Origin of the sequence: Acidaminococcus sp. AM05-11 (genome assembly GCF_003472805.1) — a bacterium.
In the GTDB taxonomy this organism is placed as follows: domain Bacteria; phylum Bacillota; class Negativicutes; order Acidaminococcales; family Acidaminococcaceae; genus Acidaminococcus; species Acidaminococcus hominis.
This window is the reverse complement of sequence record NZ_QRMX01000003.1, coordinates 35,980-52,508: the sequence shown is the minus strand read 5'-3', so window position 1 is coordinate 52,508 and position 16,529 is coordinate 35,980. Positions and strand designations below refer to the sequence as shown.

The window sequence follows — 16,529 nt, the reverse complement described above, 5'->3', positions numbered from 1 at the left end:
CAAAATTTACCCGTAAAGTAAGGCATTTCTTGGGATTCTGGGGAATTTCGGGAAAGAGCCGGGAAATTTCTGTTCCGTCCCTTGGTAAAGTATCGGTATGGGCCTGAAGCAGAAGGGCTGCCTGACAAAACAAGGCCCCTTCTCTTTAAAAGGAGCCTTGTTTTTGCGTTAACTCATTAAAAAAAGTGGTTATGACATTTCTGTCATAACCACTTTTCAGGTTAAAGCTTATTGTGCAGGTCCAATCATTGCCAGCATGGTACCAGCAGCAACTGCCGTACCAATTACACCAGCCACGTTGGGGCCCATAGCATGCATCAGCAGGAAGTTGCCAGGGTTGGCCTGTTGTCCCACAATCTGGGAAACACGGGCAGCCATAGGCACTGCGGATACACCGGCACTGCCGATCAGCGGGTTGGTCTTGCCACCGTCAACGATGCACATCAGTTTACCGAAGATAACGCCAGCAGCAGTACCACCGGCGAAAGCAACCAGGCCCAAGAAGATAATCAGCAGGGTTTGGGTGGTCAGGAAGCTTTCAGACTTCATGGTCAAACCAGTACCAGTAGCCAGCATAATGGTAACCGTGTTCATCAAAGCATTTTGTGCGGTATCGGACAGACGGTCCATACAGCCGGATTCAGTGAACAGGTTGCCCAGCATCAGCATACCGATCAGAGAGCAAACGGAGGGCAGCAGCAGGGAGATGAAAATGGTGCACATAATCGGGAAAACCACTTTTTCGAAGTGGGTTACCGTACGCAGCTGAGCCATTTTGATCTGACGGTCTTTCTTGGTGGTGAACAGCTTCATGATAGGAGGCTGAATCAGGGGAACCAAGGACATGTAGGAGTAAGCAGCTACAGCGATTGCGCCCAGCAGATGGGGAGCCATCTTGGTTGCCAGGTAAATGGAAGTCGGGCCGTCAGCACCACCGATGATGCCGATAGCAGCAGCTTCACGCACGTTGAAGCCCAGCAGCATTGCACCCAGCAGGGCAACGAATACGCCGGCCTGGGCAGCTGCGCCCAGGAGCAGGGTTTTGGGGTTGGCAATCAGGGGACCGAAGTCGGTCATGGCGCCTACGCCCATGAAAATCAGCGGCGGGAATACTTCGTATTTGATACCGCCCAGGATCAATTGCATTACACCAGGATCGGTTTCGAAACCGGTGCGGGGTACGTTAGCCAGCAGGCAGCCGAACGCAATCGGGGTCAGCAGCAACGGCTCGAAACCCTTTACGATTGCCAGATACAGCAGGACACAGCCTACCAGCATCATGATGGCATTGCCTGTGGTAAAAGCCACGAAGCCGCTGTCGTTGATGACAGAAGCAAGGGCTACCAGAAAAGCATCCATATTTTAATATCCTCCTTTAGATTGGTGGCGCAAGGAATTAGAGAATTACCATTACGTCGCCAGTAGCAACGGTGTCACCAGCGTTTACGCGAACGTCGGTAACGGTGCCATCTTCAGGAGCCATAATTTCATTCTGCATTTTCATGGCTTCCAGAATCAGCAGGACATCGCCAGCTTCAACTTTGTCGCCAGGTTTAACGTTTACGGACAGAACCTTACCAGGCATAGGAGCTTCGATGGTGTTGGCACCAGCAGGAGCAGCCGGGGCAGCAGCAGGAGCGGGAGCAGCGGCAGGAGCCGGAGCAGGAGCAGCAGTAGGAGCAGCAGCAGGAGCGGCTACAGGAGCAGCAGCTACAGGAGCAGCAGCGGCAGGAGCAGCAGGAGCAGCAGGAGCTGCGCTTACAGTACCGCCAACTTCTTCAACTTCCACTTGGTATACAGTGCCATTTACGTTAACATTGAACTTTTTCATTAGAAAACCCTCCTCGAATTTTGGAAAAATAGAATGTGGTCCATCACGAATCGCCCCTCAACGATTCCTTAAAAGAAATGATGAGGCAGAGCCATAGGTTCCATCATTTTCTTATGCTGTGCGATAGCGGCCATCAGGGCGGCTGCAACAGCATCATCTTCGTCCTGTACCATTGCCAGGACAGCGGCGATAGCCGCTACTTTTTCTTCTTCCTGCCGTTTGTTGGCAGCAACGGAAGGAGCCGGCTTAGCAGCTACAGGCTTTTTTTTTGCGGCAGCTTTCTTTTTTGTCGGGTCAATCATATGGATGATGGTCATCATGATGCCCAGTATAATCAGCACGCCGAACACGATTGTCATGTTGATCACGGCAATCAGCCACGGGTTGTCGGTCATGTACGTCACCTCGCTTTCCTCTAAATGGAAAAAATGGTTTATATCAAAATCCCAGCGGAACGGATGCTTTTGCTTGGCAAATTGCTTCCCGCTTCGATTTCAACATACAAACAAGCAGCACGCTGCGAAAACCAAGGTAGAGAGAGATGAGTAGCGCCGCGGGCGATTGGCCCGTATGCGGCTCATGAGCCTCTAGAAACTGCAGGTGAAGGGCAGTCTAGACACTGCATTTGAATTGTGTAGACAGGTTATTTTTTCTTCGTTGGATCGATTGCATGGACAAGGGTCATCATAATGCCCAACACAATCAGCACGCCAAAAACAATCGTCAGATTGATGGCTGCAATAAGCAACGGATTCTCTGTCATTACCTCACCTCTCTTTCCTCTTGGTCGTTTTGTGGGTCAAGGGGTGCGCAGCACCAAATTACAGCGGGATATTGCCGTGCTTTTTCTTAGGACGGTCTTCCTGCTTGCTCTTGAGCATGCGCAATGCTTTAATCAGGGTAGGACGGGTGGTCTTCGGTTCGATGACCATTTCCACCATACCATGCTTAGCAGCGTAATAAGGGGTAGCGAAGTTGTTGATGTATTCTTCCGTCTTCTGTTCCACATCGGGATCATGACGGAAAATAATCTTGGCAGCGCCTTGGGGTCCCATTACGGCAATTTCTGCCGTGGGCCAGGCGATAACGTGATCGGCACCCAGGTCTTGGGCACACATGGCCAGATATGCGCCGCCGTAAGCTTTCCGGGTTACCAGGGTAATCTTGGGAACGGTTGCTTCACAGTAGGCGTACAGCATTTTGGCACCGTGGCGGATAATGCCGCCGTATTCTTGGTCCGTACCGGGCAGGAACCCAGGCACGTCCACGATGTTGATCAGGGGAATCCGGAACGCATCGCAGAAACGGATGAAGCGGGCAGCCTTATCCGAAGCGTTGATGTCCAGGCAGCCGGCCATAATCCGGGGCTGGTTGGCAATGATGCCCACCGTAGAGCCGTCCAGACGGGCCAGGCAGGTGATGATGTTCCGGGCATACATCCGGTGGGGTTCCACATACTCCCCATTATCCACAATGCTACGGATAACCTTGTACATATCGTAGGGCAGGTGGGAACCATCGGGGATGATGGTGTTCAGGGACTCATCCATCCGGAAAGCGCTGTCGCCGGTGTCGTACACAGGCGGGTTTTCCCGGTTGTTGGAAGGCAGGAAACTCAGCAGGTACCGGATCTGTTCCAGGCAGTCTGCATCGTTTTCGGCCGCAAAATCAGCTACGCCAGAGCGGGTGCTGTGGGTAAAGGTACCACCCAGGTCTTCCTGGCCCACATCCTCGCCGGTAACGGATTTCACCACTTCCGGTCCGGTAATGAACATCTTGGAGCTTTTCTTCACCATGTAGATGAAGTCCGTCAGGGCCGGGCTGTACACGGCGCCGCCGGCACAGGGTCCCATGATGGCGGAAATCTGGGGGATTACCCCGGAGGACATGGTATTCTGCTTGAACATCTTACCAAAGCCTGCCAGGGCATCCGTGGCTTCCTGAATGCGGGCACCGCCGGAATCGGCCATGCCCACAATGGGAGCTCCAGTTTTTAAAGCCATTTCTTGAACTTTTGCAATTTTATTGGCGTGCATTTCGCCCAAAGAGCCACCTTCTACGGTGAAATCCTGTGCGAAAACAAATACTGTGCGACCGTTAACCGTGCCATAACCAGTTACTACACCGTCTCCAGCCAGATATTTCTTTTCCTGTCCGAAATTGGTGCACCGGTGTTCTACGAATTTATCCAGTTCCACGAAACTGCCTTCATCCAAAAATGCGGCAATCCGTTCCCGGGCAGTCATTTTGCCAGAGTCATGCTGCTTGCCGACTCTCTTGGCACCGCCGCCGGCTTCGATTTTTTCGTAGCGGGCAAACATATCATCGATTTTTTCTTGTGTTGTCAAATACACGCACCTCCTCAAACATGATTATTTATGCGAAAAACCAAAACACGGTAATTGTAACATAAATATCATTGTGTTGCCACATGTTTTCGGAAAATTGGGTTTTACTTCACTTCCATGGTGCCAGTTTTCAGTAGACGTTCATGGAAGGAGAACGCTTCTTCCAGGATGTGCGGGGTCTGGCTGTTATGGCAGGCTACGCAGGCCCGTTCAAAGTAATCCTTCAGCAGGGGCTGGTATTTGGGGTTGGCAATCTTGTCGATGATGATGGGTGTTCTTTCTTTCGGGGACAGGCCGCGCAGGTCGGCAACGCCCCGTTCGGAAACGATAATGTCCACATCGTGTTCGGTGCTGTCGATATGGGAGCAGAAGGGAACCACGGAGCTGATCTTGCCGCCCTTGGCCATGCTGTTGGTAAAGAATACCGTCAGGTAGCCGTTTCTGGCAAAGTCACCGCTGCCGCCGATACCGTTCATGATGTTGGTGCCGCAGATGTGGGAGGAGTTGATGTTGCCGTAGATATCGCATTCAATGGCGGTGTTCATAGCAATAACGCCCAAACGGCGCACCACTTCCGGGTTGTTGGAAATTTCCTGCGGACGCAGGATCAGGTGTTTCTTATATTTGTCAAAGTTCTTGTACAGTTTTTCCATATACGGAGCGGACGGGGTCAGGGAAGCGCCAGAAGCCACTCTCAGCTTGCCGGCATCAATCAGGTCGAACATCCCGTCTTGGATAACTTCCGTAAATACGGTCAGGTCCTCAAAATCGGAGTTTACCAGGCCGTTGATAACAGCATTGGCTACAGAGCCTACGCCGGATTGCAGCGGCAGCAGGTTCTTGGGCAGACGGCCGGCCTTGACTTCTGCCTTGAAGAAGTCTACCAGGTTCTGGCCCATAGCCCGGGCATCGTCGTCTACGGCAGACAATTTGCTGGGTTTATCCGGAATGTCGCAGGGAACAATGGCCGCTACCTTGTCCAGGTCGCAGGGAATGTACGGAGTACCAATCAAATCTTCCGGCTTTTCAATGGGGATGATTTTCCGGTACGGAGGATCCAGGGGAACGTAGCAGTCATGCATACCTTCCAATTCCACCGGCTGGGTCACATTGACTTCGATGATGACCTTCTTGGCGCTCTGCACATAGCCGCAGCTGCCGCCCAGGCTGGTGGTGGGGATGATGCCGATTTTGCCCTTGCCCAGGTCTTTGATGGCGCAGGCTTCAATAATGGCCACATCGACATCCCGGCGTTCCGGCAGGAAGCCAAAGCGAGCCAATTGGTTGAAATGGCTGATGTGGGCATCCACGTATTTAATTTGGCCATTATTGATGGCATTCCGGCAGGTCTTGTCGGTTTGGTACGGCATACGGTTGCCTACAATACCGGCGTTGACCATTTCCGTATCGATTTCCGGACCAGCTAATACCGTCCATACGTTAACCTTGAAGGGTTCCTTCTTGCCTCTTTCCGCCAGAGCCAAGGGCAGTGCCTTGGGATAGCCGGAGGGCGTGAAACCGCTCATGCCCAGGTTCATGCCATCTTGGATAATTTCGGCGGCTTTTTCAGCCGTGGTGATTTTGCTCAGTGCTGCTGCACAATGGACTCGATCGTTAATATTGATCATTTGCAATTCCTCCCGTTTTGCCTGTTGCCAGGCGCAGTGAAATTTGGTATTTCTGAAAATTGCTATATTTAAGACAGACATCCATGCCATAAATAATAACAATATTTTCTGTAACTTGCAAGAACAAAGCTAGCTATAATGGGAAAAACTTTCGATAGAAAAGCTGACCTATTGATTTTTCCTATCTTTCCCCCACTCTTTCCGGTACACAAAGATGCAGTCGTCCTTCTGGGCATAGCCCCTAACCACATCTTCTGCCAGGGTATTGCAGGTAGGTGCCCCGCAGGCTCCGCAGTCGATTTGGGGAAGTTCTGCCTGAAGCTGCCGCAGCTGGGACAGCTTGTCCAGCGCCTCCCGAAAATCTTCTGCCAGGGGCGGATCCGGCCGGGGCTGGAGAGCCTTGATGTAGCCTTCCGACAGGGGGAAATCCTCGCACACCTGGTGGCGATGCAGGGTTTCCAACCGGTCCTGGGGTTCCCGTTCCCGGCGCCGCTGGACCCGGCGATGCAGCTGGGCATTGCCCACAAATTTATTGACGGCCACGCAGGGACCGCCTACGCAGCCCCCGGCGCAGCTATAGCAGCAGGCATAGCGTACTTCTGACAGCTTGTTCAGGCTGATCTGCTGGAGCAGCTCGTCCACTTCCTGGGGGCCCTGGGCTGCCACATAGCTGGTGGTGCCAGTGGAAAGGACTTCCCCCTCCCAGGTGCCCCAGCTGAGGCCGTAGGACGACCCCAGGGTGGCTTCCGGCCACTCGTGGCGCTTTTCCCGCAGTTCCTTTACGGCCTTGCTTAACGGTCCGTAAATGGAGGCAATGGTAAAGGAGCCCGTAACGGCTGTGTGAAGTACGTCCACGGACTGATGGATGTTGGTACCCTTGGCCGGACAGGGAGAAATAAACCAGATGCCCACCTGCTCCGGGTCAAGGCCCAGCCGCTTGGTGGTCTCCCGGCGGGTATAGATGGCTGCCGCTTCTGCCGGAGCCAATACCGGCAGCACCTGCTTAACCAGTTCCGGGTACCGGGTCTGAATCAGCCGGAGCACCGCCGGGCAAGCCGAAGAAATTACCGGCCAGGGGCCCTGATATTGGGCCAGATACCGTTCCATTTCCCCACTGACATAATCCCCTGCCAGGGCCACGTCAAAGACCCCGTCAAAGCCAATTTCACGCAAGCCTTCCCATAAAATGGACGCCGGCAGATCCCCGGGGAACTGGGCATACAGGGAAGGGGTGGCCAGAGCCAGGTTTACCCGGTAGTCCTTTAGCCGGTCCAGCGGGTCCGCCAGGCCCTCAATGGCCCGGGGCGGGCAGCAGCGGATGCACTCCCCACAATCAATGCATTTGTCGGAAATAATCTGGGCTTTGCCCTGCCGGACCCGGATGGCCTGCACCAGGCAATTTTTGACGCAGAGCAGACAGCCCGTGCATTTTTCCCGGTCCACCTGGACCGAACACAAATAGCTCTCCATCAGGCCTCACCTGTCTTTCCCGCCGTTTTCCCTGGCAGGGAAAACGTCATGGTTACCTTGGTCCCCTTTCCCACTGTGGACTGGATATCCAGCTGGTCCGCCACTTTTTTCATATTGGGCAAACCCATGCCGGCCCCAAAGCCCATGGAGCGGATTTTGGCAGAAGCGGTGGACCAGCCTTCCTGCATGGCCTGGGGAATATCCGGGATGCCGGGGCCGTCATCGCTGACCTGGACCCGGATGGCGTCCGGCTCCACCTGGAGCTTCACCTGGCCGCCGCCTCCGTGGATCAGGCAGTTCATTTCCCCTTCGTAGGCTCCAATGGCCACCCGCCGGATAAATTCCGGAGGCAGGCCCAGCTGTTTCAGCAGGTCCTTGATGGCCATGGAAGCCGCTCCGGCCCGTTCGAAATCCTCCGGCACCACCGGATAGAGCTCTTCCATGTTACAGTTCCTCCGTACTGTCCTTGGGAGAGCAGCCTCTAAGGCCCAGGGTGTACAGCCGGCCGCAGGCTTCAAACATGGTGCAGCGGGTGTAGAGCACAGGGATATTCTTGGCCTTGGCTGCCAGCAGCACCTCCTGTTCCGGATGCTTATCCCGGACGAAGACAATGGCGGAAATATCGCTGATGTCCGCCGTACGCACCACCTGGATGTTCAAAAGTCCGGTAAGCAGTACCGCCCGGTCCTTGGCGTAAGCCAGTACATCGCTCATCATATCGCTGCCGCAGGCAGAATTCACTTCCCGGTTCAGCTCCTTGGCGCCTACCACAACCTGTGCATCCAGTACTTCCATTACTTTTTTCAAAGAAACCATATTCATTCCTCCCCGCACAAACTTGCTTCCCTGCGGGTGACCGCCTTTGGCAGAGGCCCCTGCAGGAGGCCGGACCCGGCTTTTCGACCAGGGCCAGCTGCTGGCCATTCATCACATTTATTTATGCTTGCTCAGTCAAAGTGACTGGAAAAACCGCCATTTTCCGCAAAGAAACTACAATCATTCTTATGTTGCAAAGGTCAATTTTCGAACTAATATAATTATACCTTATTATAATATAATTTCGCCTCCGGAAAAAGGGGCAAAAAAAGACTGCCGGGGAAATCGGCAGTCCTAAAAAGGGGTATTTTATTAGCCCAAAAGCATGGCGCCAATCAGGCCGCCGATAAACAGGGTAATATCGTAGAAAATAAAGGTGGGTACGCAGGTATCCCAGATATGGTTGTGCTGCCCATCGGCGTTCAAACCGGAGGTAGGGCCCAAGGTGGAGTCAGAAGCAGGAGACCCAGCATCCCCCAAGGCCGCAGCAATCCCAATCAGCAGGATGATGGCCGGTGTACCAAAGCCCAGTTGATAGCCCAAAGGAATGTAGATGGAAGCAACTACGGGAATGGTCCCAAAAGAAGTGCCGATACCCATGGTAATCAGAAGTCCCACCGCCAGCATCAGGAAGGCACCGCTGAATTTGGTATTGATGACGGTGGTGGTGGCAGCCACCAGGGCTTCTACAGAGTGGGTTTCCCGCAGCACATTGGCGTAGCCGGCGGCAATCAGCATAACGAAGGCAATGAAACCCATCATGGCAACACCGCCGTTAATGATTTCATCCATGTCCTTCCATTTGATGGAACCGGTAACAATCATCACCAAAAGGCCGCACATGGCGCCAATGGGCAGGGATTCGAAATACAGCTGCGCCAGGAATGCCGTTACGGCGCCGGCCAGGGCTTTCCAGCATTCGGCGTTCATGGTTACTTCCTCAGCGTGTTCATCCATGCCGGTAATGGGCAGATCCTCGTATTCCCGGTCACCGCTGTAGAAGAAGACAGCCAGTACCAGACCCACCACCATGGAAACCCCGCCAATCCACATAACAGAAGAAATGTCACTGATGGAAACGGTCACATTGTTGGCCACCATCTGGTCCTTGATGATGGTCATAAAGAGCAGGCCAAAACCTACCGGCAGGGATACGTAGGGGGCTTTCAGGCCAAAGGTCAGGGCGCAGGCTACAGCCCGTCTGTCCAATTTCATATGGTTCATGACCACCAACAGGGGCGGAATCAGGATGGGTATGAAGGCAATATGCACAGGAATCAGGTTCTGGGAGAAGCAGGAAACAAAGGCAATCAAGAAAACAAAAGCGGTCTTTTTCGTTCCCACCACTTTGGTAATTTTCCGGGCAGCGATATCCGCCAGGCCGCTGCGGCCAATGGCCACTGCCAAAGAGCCCAGCAGAATGTAGCTCAGAGCCGTTTCCGAGTTGCCCCCCATGCCGGCAATCAGGGTACTGATGGTAGTCACCACATTCATGCCGCCGGTAAGCCCGGCAATGATGGCGGCCACCAGAATGGCCAGCATTACGTTCATCTTCAAGAGGCACAGGGCAGACATGACGATGACAGATACAACAATAGGATTTCCGATAATTTCCATACCAATCGACTTCCTTTCGTTTCCGGCATGCCTAGGCAAGGCTGCTGCCCACCCCTGGAAACAGCCTGCTGCACGCAGCGGGATTTGCTTTACTGTATTAGAGTAGCAAGGAATTATAAATATTTCAAGCTGAAAATATTTTTGCACCAGGCCAGCTTGCCGTATTTTTGGCGCAAAAAAATCTGCCGGCAAACTGCGCCGGCAGAAGCTATCAAAACAATTTTTCCATTTGGGCCCGTTCCCAGGTATCCCGATAGGGATCCAGTTCCTGCAAAGCCCGGGTGCCGTAGGACAGCACCGTCCCTTCGTAGTGCTGGGCAATCCGGCTATCCGGGTACTGTTTTTTCAGCAGGGCAATGGCCATATACACATAGCCTGCCTCCCTGGGATTATTCATATTCCCCAGTTTCTGGAGGGCGTCATCCAAGAAGCGGATAGCTTCCTCCTCCTTGTTTTCCCGCATGGCCAAAAGGCTGAGACCGGACTCCACAATGGGATGCCGCCAGTAGAATACGTACCGGGGGAACAATTGGTAGGCCTGGAGAAAATATTTTTTGGCCTGGTCATAATCCCCCATATTCCAGCAGGCAACCCCTGCATTGCAGGAAAATACCACCCAGGAACTGTAGGCTTCCTGGTCCTTGCTGTAGTCCAGGGCCTGTTTGTAATAATCCAGGGCTTCCTGGAACTTGCCCTGGCCCCGGCGGATTTCCCCCAGGTAGTTATAGGACCCGGCAATATTCAGGGCATACCGCCGCTTCACATTTTGGGTCACCATGAAGGGGGAAATGGATTCCTTCAGCAGCCGCTCTGCCTCCTCAAAGTTCCCCTGCATAATCATATTCAGGCCCTTCAGCCGGAGCAGGATACCCATTTCCTTGTGGTAGTTGCATTCATCCGCCAGGTTCAGGGCGATTTCCAGATAGTTTTTCATTTCTTCCGTATTGCCAATCTGGATATCGTAGTAGATCATCTGCTTGTAACCCATGAGCATGTAGTCCCGGTTGTGGACCTCAGAGGCCTGCTCAATCAGGCTCAAAATGTTCCGCACGCCCTTCTCGTATTCCCCTACCCGGATATAGTGCCGGCCCATAAGGTGGAGATAGGTCATTTCCAAATCCCGGACCTCGGGAGTTTCCCCGTAGTTCCGCTTGATGGTATGCATCATCTCATCCACTTCTGACAGGAATTGGGACAAATTGGTCTCAATGTAGCAGCTCTTTTCGTCATCGGGGGTAATCTCCGTGCTGCTGAGCACCGGGAACAGTTCGTTGCTGAAGTTCAGGTAGTACATCAAAATCTTCAGCTTGTAGCGGCCCATGTTCACCAGTTCCCCGGCCTCCTGATAATGGTACTCCAAATGGTGATACAGCCGAATATCCTGGGGCGAATGGGTCAGCCGCTTTTCCCACAGGCTAGCCACATAGCCGTGAAGGATCCGCCATTTTTCTGGGGATACCTGCTGATGGATGTATTCCTTGAGCTTTTGCTGGATGATTTCGTACAACACTTCCGGCTGCTGGGTCACCGGCCGGATCAGGTTTCGGCTCCGGAGTTCTTCCAGAATTTCCAGGGCCTGGAGGCTGTTCAGGTGCATGTATTCGGAAATCATGGCCAGCGGCGCTCCATCGTAGAACAGAGCGATAAATTCCAACACCTTCTGCTGGGTGTCCGTCAGGGAGCAGCAGCCGGTCTTAAAAATGTTGATCATATTTTCCGTCAGATTATCCAAGCTGCCGGTATTTTTAAAGGCCGTCAGGCATTCCTTCAAAAGGAAAATATTTCCCTCCGACTCCTGCATCAAGCGATGGACCAGTTCGTCGGTTACCGGCACCTTGAGCTCCGCCTGCTGAGCAAAAAGCCGCACCACGTCTTCTCCCACCGGTTTCAGGTCCAGAGTTCGCAGTTTCTGGTACATACTCACCGCCGCCTCAAACTGCTGGAAAGCTTTTTCCTTGGATTCCTGGGCAGTCAGGAGAAACAGCAGCCGGGGGGATTTCTTGTGAAGAATCAGGGAGCTTAACAGGGACAGACTCAGAGGGTCCATCCACTGGAGGTCCTCAAAGATAATTACCACAGTCTTATGGCTGGCCGCTGCCTCCAGGGTAGTGTACAAAGTATGGAATACCGCATCCACCTTGAGCATATCCTTGACTTCCGCCAGCCCCGCTTCCCGGTCCCCGCCCATGTCCATCTGGGGAAATAATTCGTTCAGCCGCAGGTTTTCCAGCCGGGGCACCTGCAGCCGCTCCCGCTCCACCAGATTACCGAGCCCCTCCACAATCCCCGTCCAGGGCCGCAGCAAAATGTTCTGTTCGGGCTGGTAGCAATTGGACTGGAGCACCACCACGTTGCTGGGCATCCCTTTCACCAAGGCATCCTTCAGCAGGGTTTTGCCGCTGCCGGCGTCCCCTCGAATCAGCAGGGTTTCACTGCTGCCTCCCTGGAGAAATTCTTCCACAATCCGCCGGACCTGCTGCAATTCCTTTTCCCGGCCAGTAATCTGGGTCTGCTTGGGCAGTTCCACCTTGTAGGGCTGATTCCCCTGCTGCCGCCCCTGGCGGAGCAATTCGTCAATTTCCACCGGCACGCTGCTGCGCAGCTCCTCGTGGAACACCTTTTTCATTTCCTCGTACAATTCCTGGGCCTGGTGCACATTGCCTTCCTGGCAGTACACCTTCAAAAGGTGCAGGTAGACCCCTTCATCGTAGGGATCATGGGCAATCAGCAGCCGGCCGTACCGGGTGACCTGGGGAATATTCTTCACCGCCGTGGCATCCTTCAGTTTCTGGAGCAGGGCTTCCATATACAGATTTTCCAGCCGGTCCCGCTGGGTCAGATACCAGTTTTCGTACTCCTCCGCTTCCTTGACGAAAAACCCCTGAAGGAATTCTCCCTGGTACAGGTCCAGCTGACCCCGGGGGTCCTTCTCAAACTGGTTGGCATCCACGGTCACCGCAATGGCCGGATTCACCTTAATTACCGCTTTCCGGGGCGAGATGAACACATCCTGTCCCAGAACCTTCTTGGTTTCGTAAATGGCGTTGCGGAGATTCTTCCGGGCCACTGTATCGGGCTTATCCGCCCACAGGATCCCGCTAAGCTCGTCCCGCAGCACAGTTCCTTTCACCAGCATATAATACACCAAGGCGTTCACCTTGTTGTAGGGAAAGAACATTTCCTTCCCGTCCTTATAGATTACAGGAACGCCCAAAAAACGCGCTTCAATCCGTTCTGTCATTGTTCTGCACCTCAACAAACCCTGATATTTTGACTCCGTTTGTCCTAATTTGGGGAACACTTCAAAACCATAACCAGTTCTTATTATAATATAAATTCTGCTTGTACACAAAAAAGAAGAAGGAATTATGTCATTTTTTACATAATTCCTTCTTCTGGAGTCAAAAAGTGGAGCTGCAATTTCTCTTAGGCGTTTTGGTGAACCACTTTACCGTTCTTTACCACCGTTTCTACAATGTTCACGCCGGTATGGTAGGGCAGGAATTTGTAGGAAGGATATTGGAGAATCACCAGGTCGGCCTGTTTACCGGCTTCCAGGGAACCAATCCGGTCCGCCCGGTCTACGGCAGCCGCCCCGTTCAGGGTCAGGGCCGTAATGGCTTCTTCGGCGCTCATACCCATGTAGATTACTGCCAGCCCAATCATCAAAGGCACGGAGAAGGTAAAGCCGCTGCCCGGATTAAAGTCCGTGGCCAAGGCTACCGCACAGCCGGCATCAATCATTTCCCGGGCCCGGGCAAAGGGTTCCTTCAGGCAGAAAGCCGTAGTGGGCAGCAAGGTGGATACTACCCCATTCTCGGCCATGGCCTTGATGCCAGCGTCGGAAGCGTGGAGCAGATGGTCCGCACTGGTGGCGTGGAGTTCTCCCGCCAGTTCAGCACCTCCCAGGCTGACAATTTCGTCGGCGTGGATTTTCAGCTTGAAGCCCATTTTCCGGGCTTCCGTCAAAAGGTGCCGGCTCTGTTCGATGGAGAAAACGCCCTTCTCGCAGAACACATCGCAGAATTCCGCCAGGTGATCCTGGGCCACTTCCGGCATGACGTCGTGAATGAGAAACTCCAGGAAGTCGTCCCCCCGACCGGCAAATTCCGGCGGTACCGCGTGGGCTCCCAGGAAGGTGGAGACCAGTTCAATGGGCTGCCGTTTGTTCAGTTCCCGGACGGCCTTCATTTGACGGATTTCCGTATCGTGGTCCTGGCCGTAGCCGCTTTTGGCTTCTACGGTGGTCACGCCCATGGCCAGCATTTTTTTCAGATGGTCCAGGGCATGGTCCACCAGTTCTTCTTCAGAAGCAGCCCGGGTAGCCTTCATGGTGTTCAGAATGCCCCCGCCCCGTTCCATGATTTCCATATAGCTCATGCCGCTCATCCGCCATAGGAATTCATCCGGCCGGTAGCCTCCAAATACCAGATGGGTATGGGAATCCACAAAGCCCGGCAGTACCGCCTTGCCTTGGGCATTGAGCTGTTTCTCCGCCGGCACCTGTTTTTCCCAGTTAGGGTCCTGGCCGATGGCCTTGATTTTGCCGTCCTCAATCAGGATGGATTGGTTTTCGTAAATTTTTACGTCCTTCATGGCCGCACCCTTCCGGGCCGTTTTTCCCAAGGGGGTCACAATCTGGGACGCATTTTTGATCAGCAGTTGTTCTGTCATGCTTTACCTCCTTCTGCTTTCCAGCTTTTCAGCCAGAATAGAAACAAAGGGGTGTGAAAAAATCACACCCCTGTTTACTTGCAGCTTAGTCTTTTACTACGTGGGCATGCGGATAAACTTCTGCTACCGCAGCCTTAACCTTGTTTTCATCCGCCAGATACGGCAGGGTGATTTGGCCGATGCCGAAGCGGGTCTTATTGAATTCCATAGCGGTTTCCATGGCGTGTTCATTCCGGGCCCAGGAACGACGGGCTACACCGCCCATAACATCCCAGGACAGGGCACTGCGGATGATTTCATCCACTCTGTGGCTGCCATCCAGTACCAGACCAAAGCCGCCGTTGATGGCTTTGCCGATACCGGTGCCGCCGCCGTTGTGCAGGGCTACCAGGCTCATGCCTCTGGCAGCGTTGCCGGCGTAGCATTGTACAGCCATATCAGCCATTACGTTGGAACCATCTTTGATGTTAGAGGTTTCACGGAACGGAGAGTCCGTACCGGATACATCGTGGTGGTCACGGCCCATCATGACAGGACCGATTTCCCCGTTGCGTACCAGTTCGTTGAAGCGCAGGGCAATCTTAATCCGGCCTACTTCATCCTGGTACAGGATACGAGCCTGGGTACCTACCACCAGTTTGTTCTTCTCAGCATCCCGAATCCAGTTGTAGTTGTCCCGATCCTGATACCGGCGGTTCACGTCGATGCATTCCATAGCGGCCATATCGGTCTTATGCAGGTCTTCGGGCTTGCCGCTGAGGCATACCCAACGGAACGGGCCATAGCCATAGTCGAACAGCTGGGGTCCCATAATATCTTCTACATAGCTGGGCCAAATGAACCCATCTTTGTCGTCTACGCCGTTCTTGGAGATTTCCTTGACGCCGGAATCGAATACGGCTTTCAGGAAGGAGTTGCCATAATCGAAGAAGTATACGCCTTTGGAGGTGATTTTCTTCAGGGCTGCGAAATGAGCATGGAGGGTCTTGTCCACCAGTTTACGGAATTTCACAGGATCTTCTGCCAGCATCTTGGTGCGTTCTTCGAAGGTCAGGCCCTGCGGGCAGTAGCCTCCGTTGTAGGCATTGTGGCAGGAGGTCTGGTCGGAAACCAGGTCTACGTGAATGTCGTGGTCGGCAATGTATTCCAGCAGATCTACAATGTTGCCATGGTAAGCATAGGCTTTGCCCACTTTTTCTGCCATGGCCTTATGAGCCATTTCAATAACTTCAGGAATGGAGTCGGATACACCGGAAATCCAGCCCTGATCCAGACGGGTCTTAATCCGGGAAGCATCCACTTCTGCGATGATGGCAGCGCAGTTGGCAATTTCAGCAGCCTTGCCCTGAGCACCGCTCATGCCGCCCAAACCGGAGGTAACAAACAGCCGGCCAGCCAGGTCGCCGTCTTCAGGAATCCCCAGTTTCATACGGCCAGCGTTCAAAATGGTGTTGAAGGTACCATGGACAATCCCTTGGGGTCCAATGTACATCCAGCCGCCAGCGGTCATTTGCCCATAGTTGGCAACGCCCATTTCTTCTGCGATTTCCCAATCCTTCAGGTTATCGTATTCACCAATCATCAGGCCGTTGGTGATGACAACCCGGGGAGCTTCCGGTTTGGAATGGAACAGGCCCACAGGGTGGCCGGATTCCATAACCAGGGTTTGGTCTTCGGTCATTTCTTCCAGGTACCGTTTGATCAGGTTGTACTGCATCCAGTCATGGCAGACGCTGCCGGTTTCCCCGTAGGTAACCAGTTCGTAAGGATACAGGGCTACTTCAAAGTCCAGGTTGTTGTCGATCATGACCTGGAAGGCTTTGCCAGCGGTGCATTTGCCTTTGTATTCGTTGATGGGTTTGCCGTAAATCCGGCCTTCCGGACGGAAACGATAGCCGTAAATCCGGCCCCGGGTAGTCAGTTCTTCCAGAAATTCAGGAATCAGTTCATCATGATATTTTTCAGGAATGTAGCGCAGGGCATTCTTCAAAGCGATTTCCGTTTGGGCAGGAGTCAGCCGGAAGCCCCGGTCAGGAGCTCTGCGGATGCCTTCCTGGAACGGTTTCTTCGGAGGCAGCCCGTTAGGGAATTCCAATTTAATCGTCATTGCCTTGGCAATATCTTCATTCTTCATTGATCAACACT

General features: G+C 53.4%; 12 protein-coding genes. All 12 read right to left on the bottom strand.

The features are described 5' to 3' along the window. Positions 1 to 228: 228 nt before the first annotated feature. The gene (gcdB, locus tag DW089_RS02510; RefSeq protein ID WP_118286725.1) at positions 229 to 1,359 is read right to left on the bottom strand and encodes a sodium ion-translocating glutaconyl-CoA decarboxylase subunit beta; all 1,131 of its coding nucleotides are present in this window, start codon (positions 1,357 to 1,359) and stop codon (positions 229 to 231) included. A gap of 37 nt (positions 1,360 to 1,396) precedes the next feature. Then, on the bottom strand, positions 1,397 to 1,831 hold the full coding sequence (locus tag DW089_RS11765) for a biotin/lipoyl-containing protein (protein ID WP_118286724.1): 435 nt from the start codon (positions 1,829 to 1,831) through the stop codon (positions 1,397 to 1,399). Positions 1,832 to 1,899: 68 nt separating this feature from the next. Continuing rightward, the gene (gcdD, locus tag DW089_RS02500; RefSeq protein WP_105326312.1) at positions 1,900 to 2,226 is read right to left on the bottom strand and encodes a sodium ion-translocating glutaconyl-CoA decarboxylase subunit delta; all 327 of its coding nucleotides are present in this window, start codon (positions 2,224 to 2,226) and stop codon (positions 1,900 to 1,902) included. Positions 2,227 to 2,652: 426 nt separating this feature from the next. After that, complete coding sequence (locus DW089_RS02490; protein ID WP_199614499.1) at positions 2,653 to 4,152, bottom strand: carboxyl transferase domain-containing protein; 1,500 nt, start codon at positions 4,150 to 4,152, stop codon at positions 2,653 to 2,655. 131 nt (positions 4,153 to 4,283) lie between these two features. After that, positions 4,284 to 5,807, bottom strand: coding sequence for a succinate CoA transferase (locus DW089_RS02485; protein ID WP_118286723.1), 1,524 nt, complete (start codon positions 5,805 to 5,807; stop codon positions 4,284 to 4,286). A 168-nt stretch (positions 5,808 to 5,975) separates the two neighbouring features. Next, positions 5,976 to 7,277, bottom strand: coding sequence for a [Fe-Fe] hydrogenase large subunit C-terminal domain-containing protein (locus DW089_RS02480; protein ID WP_233547535.1), 1,302 nt, complete (start codon positions 7,275 to 7,277; stop codon positions 5,976 to 5,978). Further along, positions 7,277 to 7,720: an ATP-binding protein gene (locus DW089_RS02475; protein ID WP_105326316.1), complete on the bottom strand. Its 444-nt coding sequence runs from the start codon at positions 7,718 to 7,720 to the stop codon at positions 7,277 to 7,279. Before DW089_RS02475 ends, DW089_RS02480 begins: the two co-directional genes overlap by 1 nt. 1 nt (position 7,721) lies before the next feature. Next, complete coding sequence (locus DW089_RS02470) at positions 7,722 to 8,093, bottom strand: DRTGG domain-containing protein (RefSeq protein ID WP_105326317.1); 372 nt, start codon at positions 8,091 to 8,093, stop codon at positions 7,722 to 7,724. Between the two features lie 312 nt (positions 8,094 to 8,405). After that, positions 8,406 to 9,710, bottom strand: a complete 1,305-nt coding sequence (locus DW089_RS02465) for a Na+/H+ antiporter family protein (protein ID WP_118286721.1) — start codon at positions 9,708 to 9,710, stop codon at positions 8,406 to 8,408. Positions 9,711 to 9,921: 211 nt separating this feature from the next. Continuing rightward, positions 9,922 to 12,951: an AAA family ATPase gene (locus DW089_RS02460; RefSeq protein ID WP_118286720.1), complete on the bottom strand. Its 3,030-nt coding sequence runs from the start codon at positions 12,949 to 12,951 to the stop codon at positions 9,922 to 9,924. Positions 12,952 to 13,136: 185 nt separating this feature from the next. Then, a complete protein-coding gene (hutI, locus tag DW089_RS02455) occupies positions 13,137 to 14,384 on the bottom strand; it encodes an imidazolonepropionase (protein ID WP_105326320.1) in 1,248 nt (415 codons plus the stop codon). Positions 14,385 to 14,469: 85 nt separating this feature from the next. After that, on the bottom strand, positions 14,470 to 16,518 hold the full coding sequence (locus DW089_RS02450; protein ID WP_118286719.1) for a urocanate hydratase: 2,049 nt from the start codon (positions 16,516 to 16,518) through the stop codon (positions 14,470 to 14,472). Positions 16,519 to 16,529 lie beyond the last annotated feature (11 nt).

Bases quoted from the DNA above. Each gene is read 5' to 3' on its own strand.
- DW089_RS02470 (WP_105326317.1), bottom strand. From the start codon at position 8,093: ATGGTTTCTTTGAAAAAAGTAATGGAAGTACTGGATGCACAGGTTGTG.
- DW089_RS02490 (WP_199614499.1), bottom strand. From the start codon at position 4,152: ATGTTTGCCCGCTACGAAAAAATCGAAGCCGGCGGCGGTGCCAAGAGA.
- gcdB (WP_118286725.1), bottom strand. From the start codon at position 1,359: ATGGATGCTTTTCTGGTAGCCCTTGCTTCTGTCATCAACGACAGCGGC.
- DW089_RS02450 (WP_118286719.1), bottom strand. From the start codon at position 16,518: ATGAAGAATGAAGATATTGCCAAGGCAATGACGATTAAATTGGAATTC.
- DW089_RS02475 (WP_105326316.1), bottom strand. From the start codon at position 7,720: ATGGAAGAGCTCTATCCGGTGGTGCCGGAGGATTTCGAACGGGCCGGA.
- DW089_RS02465 (WP_118286721.1), bottom strand. From the start codon at position 9,710: ATGGAAATTATCGGAAATCCTATTGTTGTATCTGTCATCGTCATGTCT.
- gcdD (WP_105326312.1), bottom strand. From the start codon at position 2,226: ATGACCGACAACCCGTGGCTGATTGCCGTGATCAACATGACAATCGTG.
- DW089_RS02485 (WP_118286723.1), bottom strand. From the start codon at position 5,807: ATGATCAATATTAACGATCGAGTCCATTGTGCAGCAGCACTGAGCAAA.
- DW089_RS02480 (WP_233547535.1), bottom strand. From the start codon at position 7,277: ATGGAGAGCTATTTGTGTTCGGTCCAGGTGGACCGGGAAAAATGCACG.
- hutI (WP_105326320.1), bottom strand. From the start codon at position 14,384: ATGACAGAACAACTGCTGATCAAAAATGCGTCCCAGATTGTGACCCCC.
- DW089_RS11765 (WP_118286724.1), bottom strand. From the start codon at position 1,831: ATGAAAAAGTTCAATGTTAACGTAAATGGCACTGTATACCAAGTGGAA.
- DW089_RS02460 (WP_118286720.1), bottom strand. From the start codon at position 12,951: ATGACAGAACGGATTGAAGCGCGTTTTTTGGGCGTTCCTGTAATCTAT.